This is a genomic window from Niabella digestorum, assembly GCF_036409055.1.
GTDB lineage: Bacteria > Bacteroidota > Bacteroidia > Chitinophagales > Chitinophagaceae > Niabella > Niabella composti.
The window spans coordinates 487,627-507,475 of sequence record NZ_JAZGLY010000002.1; the positions used below are offsets into that span (position 1 = coordinate 487,627).

General features: G+C 40.5%; 19 protein-coding genes. 14 read left to right on the top strand and 5 right to left on the bottom strand.

Going from position 1 to position 19,849, the window contains the following annotated elements:
* Positions 1-117 precede the first annotated feature (117 nt).
* Positions 118-1,089 carry a hypothetical protein gene (locus V2H41_RS04825; protein WP_330973998.1) on the top strand — a complete coding sequence of 324 codons (972 nt, stop codon included), beginning with the start codon at positions 118-120 and terminating at the stop codon, positions 1,087-1,089.
* Between the two features lie 87 nt (positions 1,090-1,176).
* Positions 1,177-1,848, top strand: a complete 672-nt coding sequence (locus tag V2H41_RS04830) for a YggS family pyridoxal phosphate-dependent enzyme (RefSeq protein ID WP_330973999.1) — start codon at positions 1,177-1,179, stop codon at positions 1,846-1,848.
* A 75-nt stretch (positions 1,849-1,923) separates the two neighbouring features.
* Here the strand turns inward: V2H41_RS04830 and V2H41_RS04835 are convergent, their stop codons facing one another.
* Both V2H41_RS04835 and V2H41_RS04840 read right to left on the bottom strand, forming a co-directional pair.
* Positions 1,924-2,337, bottom strand: a complete 414-nt coding sequence (locus V2H41_RS04835) for an OsmC family protein (RefSeq protein WP_330974000.1) — start codon at positions 2,335-2,337, stop codon at positions 1,924-1,926.
* A 176-nt stretch (positions 2,338-2,513) separates the two neighbouring features.
* A complete protein-coding gene (locus V2H41_RS04840; protein ID WP_330974001.1) occupies positions 2,514-2,939 on the bottom strand; it encodes a YybH family protein in 426 nt (141 codons plus the stop codon).
* A 305-nt stretch (positions 2,940-3,244) separates the two neighbouring features.
* On the opposite strand from V2H41_RS04840, the gene V2H41_RS04845 reads away from it, so the two are divergent.
* The 12 genes from V2H41_RS04845 (at position 3,245) to V2H41_RS04900 (ending at position 16,277) form a co-directional block, all read left to right on the top strand.
* A complete protein-coding gene (locus V2H41_RS04845) occupies positions 3,245-4,390 on the top strand; it encodes a DmpA family aminopeptidase (RefSeq protein WP_330974002.1) in 1,146 nt (381 codons plus the stop codon).
* On the top strand, positions 4,387-5,223 hold the full coding sequence (locus tag V2H41_RS04850; RefSeq protein ID WP_330974003.1) for an aminotransferase class IV: 837 nt from the start codon (positions 4,387-4,389) through the stop codon (positions 5,221-5,223). The genes V2H41_RS04845 and V2H41_RS04850 overlap by 4 nt, the downstream gene beginning before the upstream one ends.
* A 10-nt stretch (positions 5,224-5,233) precedes the next feature.
* Positions 5,234-5,743, top strand: coding sequence for a gluconokinase (locus V2H41_RS04855; protein ID WP_330974004.1), 510 nt, complete (start codon positions 5,234-5,236; stop codon positions 5,741-5,743).
* Positions 5,744-5,755: 12 nt separating this feature from the next.
* Complete coding sequence (locus V2H41_RS04860) at positions 5,756-7,078, top strand: GntT/GntP/DsdX family permease (RefSeq protein WP_330974005.1); 1,323 nt, start codon at positions 5,756-5,758, stop codon at positions 7,076-7,078.
* A 160-nt stretch (positions 7,079-7,238) separates the two neighbouring features.
* Positions 7,239-8,060 (top strand): DUF3822 family protein, encoded by an 822-nt coding sequence (locus tag V2H41_RS04865; protein WP_330974006.1) that lies wholly within the window; start codon positions 7,239-7,241, stop codon positions 8,058-8,060.
* Positions 8,036-8,572, top strand: coding sequence for an RsmD family RNA methyltransferase (locus tag V2H41_RS04870; RefSeq protein ID WP_330974007.1), 537 nt, complete (start codon positions 8,036-8,038; stop codon positions 8,570-8,572). The genes V2H41_RS04865 and V2H41_RS04870 overlap by 25 nt, the downstream gene beginning before the upstream one ends.
* Positions 8,573-8,606: 34 nt before the next feature.
* Positions 8,607-9,176, top strand: a complete 570-nt coding sequence (locus V2H41_RS04875; RefSeq protein ID WP_330974008.1) for a 5-formyltetrahydrofolate cyclo-ligase — start codon at positions 8,607-8,609, stop codon at positions 9,174-9,176.
* Positions 9,166-10,239, top strand: a complete 1,074-nt coding sequence (gene lpxK / locus V2H41_RS04880; protein WP_330974009.1) for a tetraacyldisaccharide 4'-kinase — start codon at positions 9,166-9,168, stop codon at positions 10,237-10,239. The genes V2H41_RS04875 and lpxK overlap by 11 nt, the downstream gene beginning before the upstream one ends.
* Positions 10,240-10,365: 126 nt before the next feature.
* Positions 10,366-12,345, top strand: a complete 1,980-nt coding sequence (gene rnr / locus V2H41_RS04885) for a ribonuclease R (protein WP_330974010.1) — start codon at positions 10,366-10,368, stop codon at positions 12,343-12,345.
* Between the two features lie 123 nt (positions 12,346-12,468).
* A complete protein-coding gene (locus tag V2H41_RS04890; protein WP_330974011.1) occupies positions 12,469-13,434 on the top strand; it encodes a polyprenyl synthetase family protein in 966 nt (321 codons plus the stop codon).
* Between the two features lie 34 nt (positions 13,435-13,468).
* Entirely contained in the window at positions 13,469-15,166 is a 1,698-nt protein-coding gene (locus V2H41_RS04895; RefSeq protein ID WP_330974012.1) for an amino acid permease, read from the top strand.
* An 88-nt stretch (positions 15,167-15,254) separates the two neighbouring features.
* Complete coding sequence (locus V2H41_RS04900) at positions 15,255-16,277, top strand: Smr/MutS family protein (RefSeq protein ID WP_330974013.1); 1,023 nt, start codon at positions 15,255-15,257, stop codon at positions 16,275-16,277.
* 30 nt (positions 16,278-16,307) lie between these two features.
* On the opposite strand, the gene V2H41_RS04905 is transcribed toward V2H41_RS04900, so the two are convergent.
* The 3 genes from V2H41_RS04905 to V2H41_RS04915 all read right to left on the bottom strand — a co-directional run bounded on the left by V2H41_RS04905 (position 16,308) and on the right by V2H41_RS04915 (position 19,848).
* Positions 16,308-17,153 carry a ThuA domain-containing protein gene (locus V2H41_RS04905; protein WP_330974014.1) on the bottom strand — a complete coding sequence of 282 codons (846 nt, stop codon included), beginning with the start codon at positions 17,151-17,153 and terminating at the stop codon, positions 16,308-16,310.
* A gap of 65 nt (positions 17,154-17,218) precedes the next feature.
* A complete protein-coding gene (locus V2H41_RS04910; protein WP_330974015.1) occupies positions 17,219-18,469 on the bottom strand; it encodes a DUF6807 domain-containing protein in 1,251 nt (416 codons plus the stop codon).
* Positions 18,469-19,848, bottom strand: coding sequence for a putative oxidoreductase C-terminal domain-containing protein (locus V2H41_RS04915; protein WP_330974016.1), 1,380 nt, complete (start codon positions 19,846-19,848; stop codon positions 18,469-18,471). Before V2H41_RS04915 ends, V2H41_RS04910 begins: the two co-directional genes overlap by 1 nt.
* Position 19,849 lies beyond the last annotated feature (1 nt).

Genomic DNA, 19,849 nt, shown 5'->3' on the forward strand with positions numbered 1-19,849 from the left:
TATTTTTTCAAAATATCTTTCGGAAATCATCTCTCGTATTTGTCTCTTTAAAAAAGACGATATCAAATTATTGAACAACTATTGTTTATTTGTATATTGAATAATAATTCAATAAGTATGTTATACAGATTCTGTACTTTGGCTCTTGTGATCGTTTTATTGACGTCATGCGGAAAGAAAAAGAAAACTATGGCCGGGGAGGATGACGTAAACATACAGGAGTATATCGAATTTTTCCCAGAGGTCACCCTACCTTTCTCTTATTCCGATAGTGCGTTATATGCTCCTACACATGACAGCCTGCTCATCAGTCCTGAAATTTTCAACGAGTTTACGCCCGATTTTGTACTAGCTGAAAATTACGGTGCCGATCAACCTAAACTGTATGCTATTGGTAAATTCAAGGATAAAGATGGGTATGCTTATTTGATGTCAAAGGCTGCTACCGAAAAGCTTAAGGTAATGTATATCACAGCTTATGATAATAAAAATGCATTTGTGGCGGCATTGCCGGTAATGAAAAGCAAGGCTAATAAGGAAGTTGCGGTAACTGTTACCATCAATAAGCTATTTAATATTTACAAAAAGAGTAAAAAGGTTTTGCCTAACGGTATAGAAATTACAGGTGACGATGTATATGTGCTTAGTGGTGCTGCTCGAAAGTTTATACTGGTGATGACTGATTTGCTAGGGGATGAGGCAGAGCTCATTAATCCTATCGATACCCTAGGTACCACCTTTAAATATGCAGGGGATTATGGCGTAGGTGCTAGGAATATTATTTCGGTAAGGGATGATATCCGCCCCGGCCGCGTGCAGTTGTTTATTCACTTGGAAGAGAAAAATTCTGATTGTAAAGGAGAGCTGATGGGAGAAGGAATTATTACTTCGGATAACACGGTTGAATACCGACAGGCGGGCGATCCCTGCGTACTGGAGCTGAAATTTCAGAAAAACAGTGTTACACTAAATGAAGTAAGGGGATGTGGGTCGCGTATGGGGGCGCTGGACTGTACCTTCAATGGTACTTATCCTAAAAAGAAAAAGGAGCAACAGCCATCGGATAAATCCGCCAAGAAAACTTCGTGAATTTTTAATCAGTTGGATGTAAGGCATTTTGCTCAGAAATCCTCCGTGTACTTAGCTTGAGTTCAAGAACATTGTTATTTTTGTTTCATGGCAGTTAATGAGCAGGTATACAAGGAGCTGATTCAGGAGTTAAGCACAAAACAGGTAGTTCTGGTGGCGGTATCTAAAACCAAGCCCGTGTCGGATATTCAGAAATTGTATGATTTGGGACATAGGGATTTTGGTGAGAATTACGTGCAGGAGCTGTTGTCTAAACAGCCTCAGTTGCCCACTGATATTCGTTGGCATTTCATAGGTCATTTGCAAAGTAATAAGGTGAAATATATAGCGCCGTTTGTACATCTGATACACGGTGTGGATAGTCTAAATCTATTGAAGGAAATCAATAAGCAAGCAGCAAAACATAATCGCATTATCAATTGTCTTCTACAGGTGCACATTGCACAGGAAGAAACTAAGTTTGGTTTAGATTCAGATGAACTGGAGGCTATTTTGAATAATGTGGGAGATTTTCAGAATATCTGCATCAAAGGGCTAATGGGCATGGCCAGCTTTACAGAGGACGTCAATAAAGTGCGTAACGAATTTGCTGTATTGAAACGCCTGTTTGATTTGCATACACAACAGCAAGCTCCCAATATTCAGTTTTCAATTTTATCAATGGGTATGAGTGGCGATTATAAAATCGCAGTAGAGGAGGGAAGCACTATGGTTCGGATTGGTAGTTTATTGTTTGGTGCGCGGCAGTATAATTCATAATACAGCTGTGTTGGTATCATAGTAGATAGATAGTAAAAATCAAAGGGCATAAAGCCCTTTGAGAAGTCATTTACATTATGACCAAGCTCCCCAGTCGATATTTACTTCAATATCCGGGTGAATACTTTTCGCTACAGGACAGGTGATGCCCGTGTTTTTTAAAATGGTGATGGTTTTAGGTTCCAATGCGGCAAGATTATCCGGAATATGAAATTTGAGATCAATGCCATTTACTCTGCGTGGATCGGCAGCCATTTTTTTCAGCACTTCTACTTTTATTCCGTTTAAATCAAAATTCATGCTGCGTGCTTTGATACCCATTACCGTAACCATGCAGGCTGCTAGGCTAGTAGCCAGTAAATCGGTAGGAGAGAATCGTTCGCCTTTTCCGTTATTATCGGTAGGGGCATCGGTTTCAAATGTCGAGTTACTTTTCAAGTGGGTGCAGGTAGTGCGTAAATCACCGTTATAAACTACTTCTGAAGTCATAATAAGCTTTTTTGTAAAGATAGGATACTGTGAGACCAAAATGAAGAAGTGTATGGGACAAAATAAAGCTTATTAAACACCGGAATAGCGTAGGGGAAGGAGTTTCTAAAAACGATTTTTTGTAGATGTGTGGCTTTTCTATAATTAGAATCCTGAGTCAACTGATAGTGTTATATCTATTTTTGAGACGGAGCTACCCGCGCACTAAACGGGTTATCTACGATGTATAGCCAACTTCCATCGCTTTGCTTTCGTACTATTTCGGTGCTAACACTGCTTATGGTGATGGGTTCTCCTTGTTCATTCTTAGTTTTAATTTCCCATTCGGCATTAAGCAATGCAATATCGTTATGTATAATGCACGATTTATTTATGGAGGTCATTACACCTCCTATTTTGACTAGGTTTTGATGTTCCTGTGTGTAAGCATCCACACCTTGGATCACAGACCCATTAGGACGAACAACAACAGCATCCTTTTCGAAAAGTAGATTAATATTGCTTACATCTCCAGAGTTATATGCTTTCACAAATATTTCATTCATTAAATGTGGTTCTCTGGGAGCTTGAATTGAGGAAGAGTGTGTTTCCCTGGGTTCCATCTTAATAATATTTTAAATTGTTGTCTTGATTGAGAACGCTCTCTTCATCTTTCAATAAAGAGATCAACAATTAAGCTTGTAACAATGATAGGGCACTATGGGTTTAAAATTAGGGGCTTTGAGTACACTTCTTAAAGCAAAGTACAGTATTTACCCCAGAAGCATGAATCAGGGTTAAGAAGTGTTGTATACTTTGTGTTCATTCTATAACAAACTGCAGAAAGACGTAGAGGTTTGATGTTCTAAATTGATGGAGTTTAAAAAAAGCCTTAAAACTCTTAGGGATTCATTATTTTTAGGGTAGTATGAAACTATCCGAAATCTTAGTACAATTTTCTTCGGCTCTCCTGCTTTTATTTTCCGTAACAACCCTAAATGCCCAGCAGGCTTTTCATCCACCAGTAAAAATAGGTGTGTTGCCTAAAGGAAAATATAATGCCATTACGGATGTGAAAGGAGTTAAAGTAGGGCACACCACATTGATAAAAGGTGATGACATTAGAACAGGTGTTACGACGATCATTCCGCACGAAGGCAATTTGTTTCAGGAGAAAGTGCCGGCGGCCATTTATGTAGGGAATGGTTTTGGGAAGCTTGCAGGCATTACACAGGTGAAGGAACTCGGTAATCTGGAAAGCCCTATCATTCTTACCAATACATTAAGTGTAGCTACCGCCATAAATGCGGGCATTACATATACCTTAGCTCAACCGGGAAATGAGCAGGTACGTAGTGTAAATGTAGTGGTGGGTGAGACGAATGACGGTTATCTGAATGATATACGTGGCAGACATGTAACGGAGCAGGATGTATTAAGTGCCATTCAAAATGCTAAGTCGAGATATGTAGAGCAGGGTAACGTAGGCGCCGGAACGGGAACGGTGTGTTTTGGATTTAAAGGCGGAATTGGTACGGCATCGCGTGTGCTGCCGGTTGCTTCAGGAGGGTATACGGTGGGAGTACTGGTGCAAACCAACTTTGGTGGTGTACTGGAAATTGCCGGAGTGCCTGTGGGAAAAGAACTGGGCAAATATTTTTTAAGTGATCAATTGAATCAGCAGGCTGATGGAAGCTGTATGATTGTTATAGCAACAGATGCACCGCTGGATGCCCGTAATTTAGAACGTCTGGCCAAGAGAGCTTTTATGGGGTTAGCAAAAACCGGAGGTATTGCCAGTAATGGTAGTGGCGATTATGTGATTGCCTTTTCGGCCAATAAGTCGGTACGCATGCCTCATAAGAAAGAGCAAGAACTCTATCAAACAGCTACGGTTCATAACGACGATATGTCTGCTTTGTTTTTGGCGGCAATTGAGGCAACTGAAGAAGCTATTATTAATTCTTTATTTACCGCTAGCTCCATGACGGGGCGTGAGGGGAATAAGGTATCTTCGCTTCCTAAAAATGAGGTGATCTCTATTTTAAAAAAATATAACAGGTATCAACCATGAAATGGGTTTTTGTAAACAATCAGTTTGTTGAAAAAGAAAAAGCTTTCATCCTTACCAATGATTTAGCAATACAAAGAGGGTATGCAGCATTTGATTATTTGAGAACAAGAGATCATAAACCTTTGTTCCTGGATGATTACCTGACACGCTTCTTTAATTCCGCAAGGGAAATGTTCATTAATATCCCGTTATCTAAAGAAGCGGTAAAGGAAGTGATTTTACAACTGATAGAAAGGAATGGTATGCCTGAAAGCGGCATCCGTCTTGTAGCAACGGGTGGCTATTCTCCTGATAGTTATACTCCAGTAGCAGGAAATTTGATTATCAATCAAGAGCCTATTACTCTCATATCGGAAGATAAGTTTTTTGCGGGGGTGAAAATTATGACGCATGAATATATGCGCGATTTGCCCGGCGTGAAATCTATCAATTATCTGATGGGTATCTGGTTGCAACAACAACTTCGTGCAAAGCAGTTGGATGATGTGCTCTATTATCATAACGGCATTGTTACGGAGTTTCCCCGAGCGAATGTATTTATTGTTACCAAGGAGGGAGAGCTGGTAACGCCTGCACAAAATGTATTAGAGGGTATTACAAGAAAAAGAATTTTGGAGTTTGGCCATAAATTAGTGCCCACAGTTATGCGCGATATTCATATAGATGAATTAAGAGATGCCGCAGAAGTGTTTATGACGAGTACTACCAAACGTATTCTTCCGATTGTAGAGATTGACGGCAAGCCAGTGGGAGCTGGAAAAGTGGGTTCAGTAAGTATCTTATTAAACCAGAAATTTCTAGAGGTGGAGGAGGAATACTTACGCTCTCATTAAAACAATAAATATGGCCGCACGGGTAATTATCGTAATGGGGGTTTCCGGTTGTGGTAAAACTACATTAGGGAAAATTATTGCTGCTAATCGCCATGCCGTCTTTATCGATGGCGATGATTTACACCCGAAAGAAAATGTAGCTAAGATGCAGCAGGGTATCCCGCTCGAGGATGCAGACCGCGAAGGGTGGTTCGACCGGATTATTAAAGAGGCGAATACATTGAGTGACGGCCATCAAGAATGTGTGATTGCTTGTTCTGCCTTAAAGAAACAATATAGAGATACATTAAGAGCCGGAATAAAACAATTGACGTTTGTGTATCTTAAGGTTACATATGAGCAAGCGTATAGGCAAATGCTTTTACGAAAGGAGCATTATATGCCCGTGGCTTTGCTGAAAAGCCAATTTGAGACATTAGAAGAACCGCTACCGGACGAGGGGAATATAGAAACTGTTATACTTACGAAAACACTGGATGAGAATGCTGCGATGGTACTTGATCGGCTTTCATCCTTATAAAAAGTAGCTTGCATGTCGCCTGTATTGATTTTGCTTAGTGGTATTGTATTGTTATTATGCCTTATCAGTATAGCCAAACTGAACGCTTTTATATCCATACTTATTGCCACTTTATTCATTGGCATTACAAATGGATTGAGCGCTGCCCAGTTGTTATCCACCATTAGCAAGGGGGCTGGAGATATGCTGGGTTCAGTAATTATGGTCTTGGGATTGGGAGTGGTACTGGGTAGTATTTTGACAGAAACAGGTGCTACCAAGCAGATTAGCTATAGGTTATTGCGTGTGTTTGGTATTAAATACGCAAAGTTAGCTCTGGCAATCACCAGTTTCTGTGTAGGTTTAGCCTTGTTTTATAACGCTGGTTTTATAGTGTTGATACCGCTGGTATTTACGGTGGCCTACCAGAGCGGATTGCCATTAGTATATCTGGCCATTGCCATGGCGGTTCCGCTTTCCGTAACCCATGGCTTTTTGCCACCCCATCCCGGACCGGTAGTCATTGCAGGCGTTTTTCATGCAGATGTGGGTAAAACTTTATTGTATGGATTGATGATATCCATCCCTGTATTGTGGGTGGCAGCACACTTTTTCCCCGAATGGATAAAAAAGGTAAAATCGCAACCACCCAAAGGGATCTTTAACGAGGAGGCTTTGCAGACAGATGATTTGCCGCCATTCTACGCTAGCTTGTTTATAGCGTTGTTGCCTGTTTTGTTACTGACCATTTCAACTGTAGGTATTCATATTCTAAAAATCGAACAAGGGTTGTTAAGTGATGCATTGATATTTGTTGGAGATCCCGGAATGTCATTGCTGATTGCGGTGCTATTAGGCATACTGCTGTTAGGTGTGAAGGAGGGGAAAAGTACTGCGGTATTGATGGATAAAGCGGGTGGCGCAGTTAATGCCATCGCTTCCATTATTCTCATCATTGCTGCAGGCGGTGCATTGAAGCAGATCCTTGTTGATACCGGTACTGCTGAATACATTACTCAATATTTTAAGAATAGCTCGTTGCCACCGTTGGTATTGGGATGGCTAGTAGCTACGGCCCTTAGAATTGCTATCGGATCGGCCACTGTGGCAGGGTTAACCGCTTCGGGAATTGTGCAGCCTTTGGTAGCCTCCATGCATGTAAAGCCTGAATTAATGGTGCTTGCTATTGGAGCAGGAAGTTTGATGTGCTCCCATGTGAATGATACCGGATTCTGGATGTTTAAAGAGTATATAGGGCTCAGTTTGAAAGATACCTTCAAAACCTGGACGGTAGTGGAATCATTGATTGGTATGATGGGATTGGTAGGCGTATTGGTATTGGATTTATTTGTGTGATGTGGGGATAAGCTCCATACTCCTCCTCAATTTATGCATTAATATTTTTTTATAATTCTTATTATTCAATAATCAGTTTACTACATATTTGCGCTGAAGCAATATTATACCTTCCCCTATACGATTATATAATATATTTGCGCATACAAATTGAATTATTTTGCAGGAACAGTTTAATATTTTAGGTACGGAGGAAATTTACACGGAATCTTGTTGTTTGGCTATTCAACTCAACAACGGGAGTTTTTCATTTTGTATTTATGAACCGGAAGAAAACCGATTGTTACAATTAAAGCGGTATCGGTTTGATAATCTTACAACAGATACTCTTGATACTATATTAGCGCAAAATGCCATACTGGAAAAGCCCTTTCACAAAATTATTACCAGTTTAGATTTTGGCTTTAATGCGCTATTGCCGGAGGCAATGAGTAAGGGGGATCTTACATTTTTAATGTATCTGGAGCATGCCGACCAGCAAGATCATGTCATCACAGAGCTTATCGAGGGTAGGGGTATTACCAATGTGTACACCACACCTCCTTCCATTCTTACTTGGATGGTGCATAACTTTCCATCATCTGATTATCTACATGCTTTATCAGTAGCCATTGGCACTGTGAATAATACTCCGGAAGAGGGATTGTTAAGATTGTATATATCGGAGAAGAGTTTTGATGTGGTTGTATTTAAAGGAGCCTCATTGTTGTTGGCAAAAAAATATACATACACAGTTCCGGAGGATGTTGTTTTTTATCTGCTGAAAATATGTGAAATTTATGGGCTTTCTCAGGAGAAAGCCGAATTACAAATATCAGGGCTTATAGATGAGGATTCAGCTTTGTATAAGACCATCTACGATTATTTTCTTCTCATTTCGCTGAAGCAGGCAACATGGAATGATGTGATCTCTGGTCTGCCGGCACATTATTTTACATCGCTTAACGAACTCATATTATGCGGATCATTGCAGGAAGCCTAGGAGGAAGAAAAATTAATCCGCCGGCAAAAATGCCTTATACTCGTCCTACTACTGATGTGGCAAAAGAAGGACTGTTTAATACCTTACAGCATCGTATCGATTTTGACGGTATTAAAACGCTTGATTTATTTGGTGGTACAGGAAGTATCAGTTACGAACTGGCGAGTCGTGGTGCAGGAGATCTCACCATCGTGGAAAAGGATAATCAGATGTTCAATTTTATCAAGAAAACTGCCGGCGAGTTGAAAATTCAAAATATCCGTTTTGTGAAGATGGATGTGTTTAAATTTTTGCAAAATCATACCGAGCAATATGATTTTATCTTTGCAGGCCCTCCTTACGCCCTTGTAGAAATAGACGAATTGCCAAAAATTATTGTAGGGCAAGATCTGTTAGCTCCCGGTGGAATATTTGTATTGGAACATACTCCGCGCAACGATTATAAGAATTTCGAAAAGTATAGCTTCGAAAAAAAATACGGAACTACCATCTTTTCAGTATTTGAGAACTAAGTTTCTCAGCAGCGTCTTTAACGAATGAGTTCATATGCTAAAATCAGAGGCCCGAAAATTGTTTAGTAAGAAGCGGAAAGAAATACCCTATCAGCAACGGTTGAAATGGGATGATCTGATTCTGATTCATTTTCAAAAGCTACCTCTACTAGACATTCGTACTGTGCTTACTTATGCAGCGATGGATGTAGAAGTAAATACAGACCCTCTGGTGGATTATATGTTGTTTCGCAATCCGATGTTGCAGATAGCGTATCCTATCAGTGATTTTTCCAACGGTACCATGCAGGCCGTGGTGGTATCTCAAAGTACCTCCTTTATAAAGAGCCGGCGCGGTATTCTTGAGCCTGACCCGGCTACAGCAGTAGCCATACCTCCGGAGAGTATTGATATGGTCATTGTTCCTCTTCTATGTTTTGACAAGGATGGGTATCGTGTTGGTTACGGTAAAGGTTTTTATGATCGTTATTTGGCTCATGCTCGTCCGGATGTTATAAAAGTAGGGCTGAGTTATTTTGATCCTATAGATAAAGTAGAGGATCGCAACGAATTTGACGTACCTTTAAATTATTGTATCACACCCGAAAGGATGTATGAATTTTGATAATTTAATACGCAAGAAAAATATTTTACTGCTTCCTTTTTCCTGGTTGTATAAGACGGGTGTATGGGTTTATCATAAACTCTATGATTTTAAGATCGTTCCATCATATCAACCTCCTGTAAAAACTATTTGCGTAGGTAATTTATCTGTAGGTGGAACCGGAAAATCACCCATGGTGGAGTATTTATTGCATTTATTGGTAAATGCAGGGCAGGAGACGTTCTCCCCGCAAGTAGCTGTGGTAAGTAGAGGATATAAAAGAAAAAGCAAAGGCCTTGTAGTGGCTGATGCTCAAAGTACTACGTCAGATATAGGCGATGAGCCTATGCAGTTTCATCAGAAATTTCCACAAGTGAAAATTGTGGTGCATGAGCAGCGTGCAAAAGGGATTGAAATTATTTTTAAACAATTTCCAGAGATAAACGTTATTATACTAGATGATGCTTTTCAGCATCGTGCAGTAACTGCTGAATTTAATATTTTACTTACCGAGTATCAGAACATTTTCACAGAAGACTGGTATTTACCTGCCGGAACCCTGCGCGATTTGAAATCCAATTACAAGCGGGCCAACATTATAGTGGTGACCAAATGCGATATTGCTCTTACCGAAGCGGAAAAACAACGTATTATTGAAAGTATTCAACCCCAACCTTATCAGAAAGTATTTTTTACCACTTTCGATTACGGAATAGCTTATCAGATTTTTGACAAACAAACTATCTCTCTTAGCAATGTGAAGGGGGTAGTGCTAATAACGGGAATTGCCAATCCGCAACCGATTATAGACTATTTAGGTCAATATGAATGTACGGTGGAGCATCTCCAATTTGCCGATCATCATCACTTTTCCACTAATGACATTGGGGATATTTTGGGAACATATCAGGCATTAAATACCGAAAATAAAATTATCTTAACAACTGAGAAAGACGCCGTGCGATTGGCAGACTTTAGCGAGTTGAGAGATTTTCCGGTTTATGCATTACCTATTCGGCATCGTTTCTTGTTTGATGAAGGAGGAATATTCGACGAATGGGTTCTAAGATATGTCGGTAGGTAAGCCACCGCTGAGAATGAAAATAAATGCATTCATCTGAGAAATGTAATGTGCATCAGAGCTAGCAACGTTATTAAACTATGCTAGATGTGTCTGATGCACTGATTAAAAATTGAGTAAAGAAAAACAATGAGTAAAAGCAGTAATAAACCAAAGAAGAAAACCAAAGCACAAAAAAAAGCCCGGCGCACAAAGCGCGAAGCCGAAACTACACTTAAGGGTAGACTAGAAGTTACGAAATCAAGGAGAGGGTTTGTAATTGTGGACGGACTGGAAGAAGATGTTATGATAGCGCCGAATGCCCTCAAAGATGCCATAGACGGCGATATTGTTCGGGTAAAGCTGATTAGTGGTTTTGCTACACGGCTTAAAGGAAAAATTACCGAAGTCGTACAACGCAAGCGCACCGAGTTTATCGGAAAACTTCAGATGAATCGAGGGTATGCTTTTGTTTTAGGCGACGGCGAGAAAAATGTTCCTGATTTTTATATTGCTGAAGGTAATATTAATGGTGCACAGAATGGTGATACCGTCGTAGCCCGTGTATTGGACTGGGGAGGTAAGGGAAAGAGCCCATCGGCAACAGTGGTTTCCATACTTAATGAGGAAGATGCGGCCGATGCGGCCATGCGAAATATTCTCCTGGATCATGGCTTCCCGCTAAGCTTCTCCGACGAAGCGTTGGAAATGGCTTCCCGCCTGCCAGAAACAATCTCTAAGGAAGAGCTTAGTAAGAGAAAGGATGTTCGAAAAATCCTGACATTTACGATTGATCCGGCCGATGCCAAAGATTTCGATGATGCCATTTCTTACAGAAAACTGAAAAACGGTAATCATGAAATTGGTGTACACATTGCGGATGTAAGTCATTATATTACGCCAGGAACTGTACTCGATGAGGAAGCTTACCAGCGGGCTACATCAGTATATCTGCCCGACCGTGTAAATCCCATGCTCCCCGAGCAGATATCTAACGTGTTATGCTCGTTGAGACCTAATGAAGATAAACTGGCTTTTTCCGCAATCTTTCAAATTAATGATAAGGCAGAAGTAAAACAGTACTGGTTAGGCAAAACCGTTATTCATTCCCGACGTAGGTTTACTTACGAAGAAGTACAGGAAATTATTGAAACCGGAAAGGGTGATCATGCGGATGTGATTTTAACCCTAAATAAACTGTGTCAAACCTTAAGACAATACCGCTTCGACGAAGGAGCCATCAATTTCAATTCTACAGAAGTGCGTTTCAAACTGGATGAGAAAGGCTTTCCTGTGGGTATCCTGCTCAAGGAAAGCAAGGAAGCGCATCAGTTGATTGAGGAGTTAATGCTATTAGCCAACCGGTATGTGGCTAAACATATATCCAAAATAAAGGTTAATAACAAAGCTATCCCTTTCCCTTATCGTATTCATGATACCCCGGATGAGGAAAAGTTGCTTCCCTTTATTGCATTTGCCAACAAGTTTGGTTACAAATTCGATATTTCCAGTGCCGAAGCTATTGCGGAGTCATTTAATAAGTTGATTAAGGATGTAAAGGGCCGACCTGAAGAAGCCGTGTTGCATCAACTGGGAATTCGCACCATGGCGAAAGCAAAATACACGCCTAGCAATGTGGGGCATTATGGTTTGGGATTTGAGCACTATTGTCATTTTACTTCTCCTATTCGCCGTTATCCCGATATTATGGCGCATCGTATCTTGCAGGATGTACTGGAAGATCGCGTAAAAGTAGATAAAAAAATGGAGGAGAAATGTACCCATTGTAGTGAGCGTGAAAGAGCTGCTATGGAGTGTGAACGATCTGCCAATAAGTACAAGCAAGTGCAGTACATGAGCAACTTCATAGGCGAAGAGTTTGATGCCATTGTGAGTGGGGTATCCAAGGTTGGATTCTGGGCCGAAACCGTGGAGCATTTGTGTGAGGGTATGGTACCTATTACCAGTCTTGCTTCCTATGACAGTTTCAAACATTCAGAAAATGATTATGCGCTCATTGGTATGCGTACGGGAATTCGTTTTACTATGGGCGACAAAGTGCGTATTCGGGTGGTTGCGGCCAATCTGGAGAAAAGACAGCTGGATTACGAGTGGGTAAGGGAAAAATAAATACCGCATATTTTATAGGTTGAATTGCGAGGATTGATGCTGTAAATCAATATTCGGTATCATTGTTGTCTTCTAAATAGGAATTCATTCGCAGAATAATATCGATTTCTCTATTTTTGGTCAATGCAATCATTTGACGAATTATCCAAGAAGTTTGCCGATTATTTCAGCCGCTCGCATTTTCCGGCACAACCGGCTACGTTATACGAACCCAATAATTATTTCTTGTCATTAGGAGGAAAGCGATTAAGGCCGGTTTTATGCCTGATGGGTAATGAATTGTTCGGAGAGATAAAAGCCGATGCATGGAATGTAGCTACAGCCATCGAGCTGTTCCATAATTTTACACTAATACATGATGATATTATGGATAAGGCGCCGCTGCGTCGCGGAAAGCCTACTGTACATCATCAGTATGGGGAGAGTACAGCCATATTAGCCGGTGATGTTATGCTGGTAAAGGCGTATGATTATATCAATCAATTATCCCCAGTTTATATTTCACGTATTCTTCATATATTTAATAAAACTGCCAGGGAGGTTTGCGAAGGACAACAATTGGATATGGATTTTGAAACGCGTAATGATGTGTCCTTTGATGAATACCTGCATATGATTACCCTGAAAACTTCCGTGCTGCTAGCCGCAAGCTTACAGATGGGGGGTATACTGGGAGGTGCCGATGAGCAAAATCTAGAGTTGTTGTATCAATTTGGGTTAAAGATAGGATTGGCATTTCAGATGCAAGATGATTATCTGGATGCATTTGGGGATCCGAAGAAATTTGGTAAACAACCCGGGGGAGATATTCTCGCTAATAAGAAAACATTTTTGCTTATAAAAACCCTAGAGATTGTTAATGATACACAGCGTAGCGAACTACAACATTTACTAGCAACCAACGAAGCGGATAAAGTGCAACGGGTATTACAGTTATACAATGATTGTAAAATAGGCGAGTGGGCAAAGGAGCAAAAAGAAGTGTATCTCACCCAAGCGCTGACTCATATTGATGAAATCCCTATAGCGCCTGAGAGAAAACAGCCTCTAAAGGATCTGGCGGTACTATTGGTAAAACGAGATTATTAAATCATGTATTTATCACTATAAAATATTTAGGCCAATGTCTGTACTGCGGAAAAAGAAAATTGAAAACATTCTGCAAGAGGCTGAAGCGCACGTCGGTCAGGATAAGCAGGGATTAAAAAAAGTTTTAGGTGTAAAAGACTTGACTTTTCTGGGGATTGCGGCTGTGGTGGGTGCTGGAATTTTTTCAACCATTGGCGGCGCTGCCTATCATGGAGGTCCAGGTGTATCGGTATTATTTATCATTACTGCTATAACCTGTGGTTTTTCTGCTTTATGTTATGCCGAGTTTGCAAGTCGGGTACCGGTGTCTGGTAGTGCTTATACATATTCTTATGTGAGTTTCGGGGAGATCGTGGCTTGGATTATCGGGTGGGCTTTGATTCTAGAATATGCTATTGGAAATATTGTTGTAGCAATTTCGTGGAGTGGTTATTTCAATAATTTGCTAGAGCATGTCTTTAATATTCACTTGCCCGACTGGATGCTGGTAGATCCGCAAACGGCAGTGGCAGCTTATAATAAAGCTTCTGCAGCATTGGCAAGTGGTGCTACACTTTCACCGGAGGAGTTAGCCAGTTATCGGTTTGCCATAAATGCTTATAATGAAGCCCCACGAATCGGTAATACTCTTATCTTTTTTAACCTTCCAGCCTTTATTATTATAGCTCTAGTAACATGGCTAGCTTACATTGGTATTAAGGAAAGTAAACAGTCTGCAAATTTTATGGTAATCTTTAAGGTTGCCGTTATCATATTTGTAATTGTGGCCGGAGCGTTCTTTGTTGATACTAATAATTGGAAGCCTTTTATGCCGGAAGGGTTTACTGGTGTATTAAAAGGTGTATCGGCGGTGTTTTATGCTTATATCGGCTTTGATGCTATTTCTACTACAGCAGAGGAGTGTAAGAGTCCACAACGCGATCTACCGCGCAGTATGATTTATTCGCTGCTCATCTGTACTGTTTTGTACATTGCAATTGCACTGGTGCTTACAGGAATGGAGCACTACACTCGCTTTCAGGGGGTAGATGATCCGCTGGCTTTTGTTTTTGAAAAACGCGCACCCTGGATCGAAAAAATTATTTCGGTAAGTGCCGTGGTGGCTACTACTTCTGTTATCCTAGTATTTCAGCTTGGACAGCCCAGAATATGGATGAGTATGAGCCGCGACGGGCTATTACCTAAAGTGTTTCAGAAAATACATCCTAAATATAAAACTCCTTCTTTCTCTACTATCGTAACAGGTGTAATTGTAGGGATAGGTGCGCTTTTTTTGCAAAGCGACCTAGTAACGGATCTTACCAGCATCGGAACCCTGTTTGCGTTTATATTGGTGTGCGGAGGTGTGCTTTTGCTGCCTCCAATTCCTAAGGAGGAAGGCAAGTTTAAACTTCCTTACATTAACGGACGCTATATTATACCGGTGTTGTATGTGCTGTTTGTTTACTTCTTTAGAGAAAGAATTGTGGAGGCTTTTCAGAATATTGGCCACGAAGCGTATCAAGAAATCCTATTTTTGATATTTCTGGTAGTGGCATTAATTATTGCCATGAAGACCATCGTTCACAAATATTCCTTTATCCCTGTAATGGGAGTATTATCTTGTTTGTATCTGCTGATTGAAATTCCGGCTGTAAGTTGGTTTTGGTTTTTTGTATGGATGCTGACAGGGCTTGCTATCTATTTTCTTTACGGCTACCGAAATAGCACGTTGGCAAGATCGGCGGATTAGTAGACGAATCTGTGTTTACTCTCAACCTTGTTTATGGTCTTAATCATCACTTTTTATTTATCTGAAAGAAGCTGATTAAATTTGCCGGATGAAATTTCAGGTTGGTGATAAGGTATTGGTACTGCACTCTAACGAAGAGGGTGAAATCGTAGATTTTATTAATGATAAGATGGCTATGGTTGAGGTAAGGGGTGTACGATTCCCTGTTTATCTAGACCAGATCGATTTTCCTTACTACAAACGTTTTACAGAAAAGAAAAATCAGCCTACTACCCCTCGAAAAAAATATATTGACGATATCAAAAAGGAGAAAAAGTCAAAAGAGCAACGTAGGGAAGATGGGGTTTGGTTGAATTTTTTACCAGTAATGGATGTTGATGAGTTTGGCGATGAGTATGTCGAAAAGTTGAAAGTATATCTGGTAAATAATACCCGTATTACATACAATTTTGAGTATTATCTCACTTTTTTCGGAACACCTGAATTTAATCTTAAAAGCACTATTCAGCCTTTTGATAACTTTTATATCCATGATGTTGACTTTGGTGATATGAGTGATAGCCCGGCTTTTGAGTTTGATTTTACATTGGCAACACCTTCCAAACAAAAGGCAGATCATTATGAAGCAACAGTAAAACTGCGCCCTAAGCAGTTATTTAGCCGGATTGAAGAGCTTCGACAAAAAAATGAAGCATCCTTTTCTTATTTATTGTTTGAAGAATATCCTGATAAAGAGCCGGAAGAAGAAAGGTTGCCTCTAGATAAACTGGCCAATAGAGGGTTTAAAATATATAATGCCAAGGATGCGCGCAATCACTTAGAACCTCCGCGGAGTGTTGTGGATTTGCATATAGAAAAACTTACGGATGATCATTCGCGTATGAGTAATTTAGAAATTCTGGCGCTGCAATTGAAAACTTTTGAAAAGTATTATGACTTAGCAGTTGCGCATATGCTTCCTAATCTAGTGATTATTCACGGAGTGGGTACGGGTAAATTACGCGATGAAATACATGATGCGTTAAAACTAAAAAAAGAAGTAAGCTATTTTGTGAATCAGTATGATCCCCGTTACGGCTATGGTGCCACGGAGATCTTCTTCAAATACTAGCTTACTTCTTCTCAATAAAGGTTCTATCTGTTAATATCGAACAGGTTCGTCGTGTCTTTGTGCATATGCCTTTGCAAAGTTCAGCGGCTTTACAGTACTAGCTACGTATTCAATGCCGCCCCAAATATGTTTCAAATATGTGGGGTCTGTATAATCTTTTTTATCATGTCCTAGAGTAGTACACCAAGTAATACCGCCGTCAAAATCATGTGTCCACGCACTTGGAAAGTATTTGGCAAAGGTCCCCGCGTTTTTCTTCAACAAGTCTTTTTGTTTAGCATCTGTAGTGTCGATTGTAGAAAAATCGTTTACCATCAGCACTCTGGGGCCGGGGTAAAGTTCTTTGGCAAAATAACATTCATCTGCTTTTTCCCATACTGTAGGGGTGCCTTTCATGGAAGGATGCTTAGTGTCAATCACTCTTACGGTGAATGTCTGAAATTTGGCATGCCAAGAGAAAGTACCTCCCAGCATCATTTTAAACCATTCCCAATTACGTTCGGTACCAGTAACGGAATGGATGCCTACAAAACCGCCACCTGCTTCAATATATCTTCTAAAGGCTAGTCTTTGTGCATCGGTATCGAATACATCATTATTAGTACTTGGGAAAATGATCAATTGATATTTCTTTAAATTATTTTCATTCATTACCGCGGGGTTGGAAGATGTGTCCGCTTTAAATCCATACTGCTTACTGAAATTTAGAATTGCCTGTACTGCATAAGGAATGTTTTCATGAACATATCCCTTACCGTTTTTCGTGTACACGAGCACCCGCACATTCTTCCAGTTTACTTTAGTTTGAGCAAATGAAGAGCTAGCAGCGCTTAATAAAAGCGCAATTGTTATAACTATAGTGATACTTTTTTTCATTCTAGGATTTTTTATGGCAATAGCAGTGTTAATGTATTAATGGTGGCTTTGTAATTGCGATAGCCTTATTTGATAATTTTTACTGCCGGCGGCTGCGCAAATGCTCGCCAAGCCTCCTCTGCTTGTTCTTGGGATAATTGATTGTCGAACACCAGCAGCCTGTATTTAAGCAGATATGTTTTGCCAGGCTCCAGTAGCCAGTCTTTATTTTTAGTAGGGGAGAAGTTGATAAATACATCTCCGCGTCTGTTGGAGTTTTCAGGCCATACTCTCAATGGTTCCGGATGATTATAGTTGGTGGGATAACTCATCATTACCAATCCTCCATAGTCGTTTCCCAACTGACCCTGAACCATACACCATCTAGCTGTACTGCCGTCGGCTTCTCTGCGGTTTTTGCCTTCGGAAGTGAGGGTCGTACTATTGTCTTTGTTCCAAAGTTCTGTAGCTCTGATACCTAACCCCCCATAGCGGTATTCCAGTAGCAATACAGGACTCGAAGAAGCGCAACTGAGCTGAGAGGTTATATCCAGAATATAATAAGGATCGTTGGGTTGTTGTCTGTAAATCCGTATGTTTTGAATTTCATTGATAGCGACTTTCTGAGTGCCATTTTTTTTAAATGCTACATGTTCATGAAGGACATTTAAGCCTGCGAAAACGCTTCCTTCTTCTATAGCATTAAAGCCGGCAAAGCGTACAGTGCCTTTTCTGTCTTTCAGATTCCAAAAATCGAGCGTATCATTTTCAAACAATACATGTGTCCATGGGTTCCACATCCCCCAGTGGTGATAATGGTCGGGTGCATTAATGCGTGTGAGTGCATGACCCGATGGAGTATTAAGCGGGTGTATGAACCCGCTTCTTTTGTAAGCAGTATCTACTCCCTTGGGTGGATAAACAGTTTTGTAATTATATTGTAAAAGCTCCTTATTGTTGCTAGCAATCACTAAGGCTCCATCTTTTTCAAGAACATTCAATGTTTTTGAAACTATATTGGATGGTCGAGACTGTGCCAACTCGAATGTTCTTTGCGACCTCTTAGAAGAAGTGACAACCCAATGTAATGTACGTTTATTACCCGTAATGGCAATCTGAAAAGCTACCGGCTCTTTTTTACCGCTGATAATTTCGAACAACTGCAGACTACTGTCGGCCAGAGTAGTGATAGCGTCCAGATCTACCTCGACAGGAATATTTAGTTTTTCTTTTCCTGAAGTATTTACCTGTAAAGTTGCAATACGCTGCGCCTGTAAGGTCGTGCTTAGTAGCGCAAGTGTAAGCGCAGCGCATACTGTGTATATATATTGTTTCATTATTTACCTGATTCTTTTGCCAGATCCAAAGCTTTAGTGGTGATATAATATTTAGTGATCATGTTAGGAACTTCCCAATGAGGAAGTTTGCCTTCGCTCAGGTATTTTAGGTAGTTTTCAGTAACCTGAGCAAAGTGTGCTTCATGACCTGTATCATACTCAGCAGGCACTACAACTTGCCACTTATTGGCCAATTTTTTTAGTGCTACACCAGGGTATTTAGCTTGAATGGTGGCCAAGGCTTTTGTCAGGTCTTCCTCGAAAGTAGCGTCATCTTTTTTAACAGGCTCTATGTACAATACAGGTTTGAAGTTTTCTTCCTTTCCCTGTTTGATGATCAAGTTGGCTCTGGTGCCGCGCATTATAGAGAAGTGCGTATCACCAGTTCCTTCGGGGGCTTTATAGTCCCATTTTACCAGTACTTTAGCATGAACGCCACGCAGTTTGTAGTTAATTTCTCCATTGCAGAACACATTCAGTGTGGTGTCGTTGCTCAAATCTTTTTGTAGGTAGTCGGGAAAACTGTTTTGCTTAGTTATAGCATGAAACTGGCTTAAAGTCATTGTAGTAGGCCAGCGTTTAGCAGTAATCAATTCTACATCTTTGGTGTAGTCCAATGCTTGTTCGGGGAAACATGCCCATTGGATGAGGTCTACCAAGTGTGTAGTTACGTCCACAATACCTTCTCCCTGTTGTGTAACATCCATAAACCAAGCCGGGCGCTGTAATACGTTGCCCGATACGAATTTATAGAAATGGTGAACGCTTTCCTTAGTGACAGCAGGGTTTTCGGGAGTGCCTTTTTCCAGTTCGCCGAATACATCTTTGAGCTGCGAAAATTCTCTCTGAAGAATGGTAGTGATTTCAAATCGCTCGGTCATGATATCGTACAAGAGCACATTTTTTTCTGCAGCTTTTTCAAAAGCTTTTTTTAACAGTTCAAAGCCTTCTGAGTTAATGGCCATAGGTTTATCGGCCAATACATTCATTCCTGCGTCAATAGTATTGTAGATGTACTCTGTTTTCTTTTGGTTGTTACCTGCCATTACAACAATATTGCCTTTCTTCTCTTCAATCATTTTCTGAAAGAAGTCGGCGCCGGTATATACATGCTCTGCCCAACGGGTAGGGTCTTCAGCTCTAGTGTTATAGGCATTAATCCTATCCATATGTAGCTGGAGGTCTGGTCCCTCGGGAGCATATACATATACGTTACTGTCTACATTAGGGTACATGCTTTTCTGTACCAAGGCTGCATGGAAGTGACCCGGGTCTAATGTAACTAGTGTCATCTTAGAAGGGTCACTGCTATTTTTATCGGTATTTGTACAAGCTATAATCGAAGCCAGAACTAAAGGTGTAAATATTTTTCTGATCATA

Coding starts and splice junctions, on each gene's coding strand:
- V2H41_RS04825 (WP_330973998.1), top strand. CDS start 118: ATGTTATACAGATTCTGTACTTTGGCTCTTGTGATCGTTTTATTGACG.
- V2H41_RS04830 (WP_330973999.1), top strand. CDS start 1,177: ATGGCAGTTAATGAGCAGGTATACAAGGAGCTGATTCAGGAGTTAAGC.
- V2H41_RS04835 (WP_330974000.1), bottom strand. CDS start 2,337: ATGACTTCAGAAGTAGTTTATAACGGTGATTTACGCACTACCTGCACC.
- V2H41_RS04840 (WP_330974001.1), bottom strand. CDS start 2,939: ATGGAACCCAGGGAAACACACTCTTCCTCAATTCAAGCTCCCAGAGAA.
- V2H41_RS04845 (WP_330974002.1), top strand. CDS start 3,245: ATGAAACTATCCGAAATCTTAGTACAATTTTCTTCGGCTCTCCTGCTT.
- V2H41_RS04850 (WP_330974003.1), top strand. CDS start 4,387: ATGAAATGGGTTTTTGTAAACAATCAGTTTGTTGAAAAAGAAAAAGCT.
- V2H41_RS04855 (WP_330974004.1), top strand. CDS start 5,234: ATGGCCGCACGGGTAATTATCGTAATGGGGGTTTCCGGTTGTGGTAAA.
- V2H41_RS04860 (WP_330974005.1), top strand. CDS start 5,756: ATGTCGCCTGTATTGATTTTGCTTAGTGGTATTGTATTGTTATTATGC.
- V2H41_RS04870 (WP_330974007.1), top strand. CDS start 8,036: ATGCGGATCATTGCAGGAAGCCTAGGAGGAAGAAAAATTAATCCGCCG.
- V2H41_RS04875 (WP_330974008.1), top strand. CDS start 8,607: ATGCTAAAATCAGAGGCCCGAAAATTGTTTAGTAAGAAGCGGAAAGAA.
- lpxK (WP_330974009.1), top strand. CDS start 9,166: ATGAATTTTGATAATTTAATACGCAAGAAAAATATTTTACTGCTTCCT.
- rnr (WP_330974010.1), top strand. CDS start 10,366: ATGAGTAAAAGCAGTAATAAACCAAAGAAGAAAACCAAAGCACAAAAA.
- V2H41_RS04890 (WP_330974011.1), top strand. CDS start 12,469: ATGCAATCATTTGACGAATTATCCAAGAAGTTTGCCGATTATTTCAGC.
- V2H41_RS04895 (WP_330974012.1), top strand. CDS start 13,469: ATGTCTGTACTGCGGAAAAAGAAAATTGAAAACATTCTGCAAGAGGCT.
- V2H41_RS04900 (WP_330974013.1), top strand. CDS start 15,255: ATGAAATTTCAGGTTGGTGATAAGGTATTGGTACTGCACTCTAACGAA.
- V2H41_RS04905 (WP_330974014.1), bottom strand. CDS start 17,153: ATGAAAAAAAGTATCACTATAGTTATAACAATTGCGCTTTTATTAAGC.
- V2H41_RS04910 (WP_330974015.1), bottom strand. CDS start 18,469: ATGAAACAATATATATACACAGTATGCGCTGCGCTTACACTTGCGCTA.
- V2H41_RS04915 (WP_330974016.1), bottom strand. CDS start 19,848: ATGATCAGAAAAATATTTACACCTTTAGTTCTGGCTTCGATTATAGCT.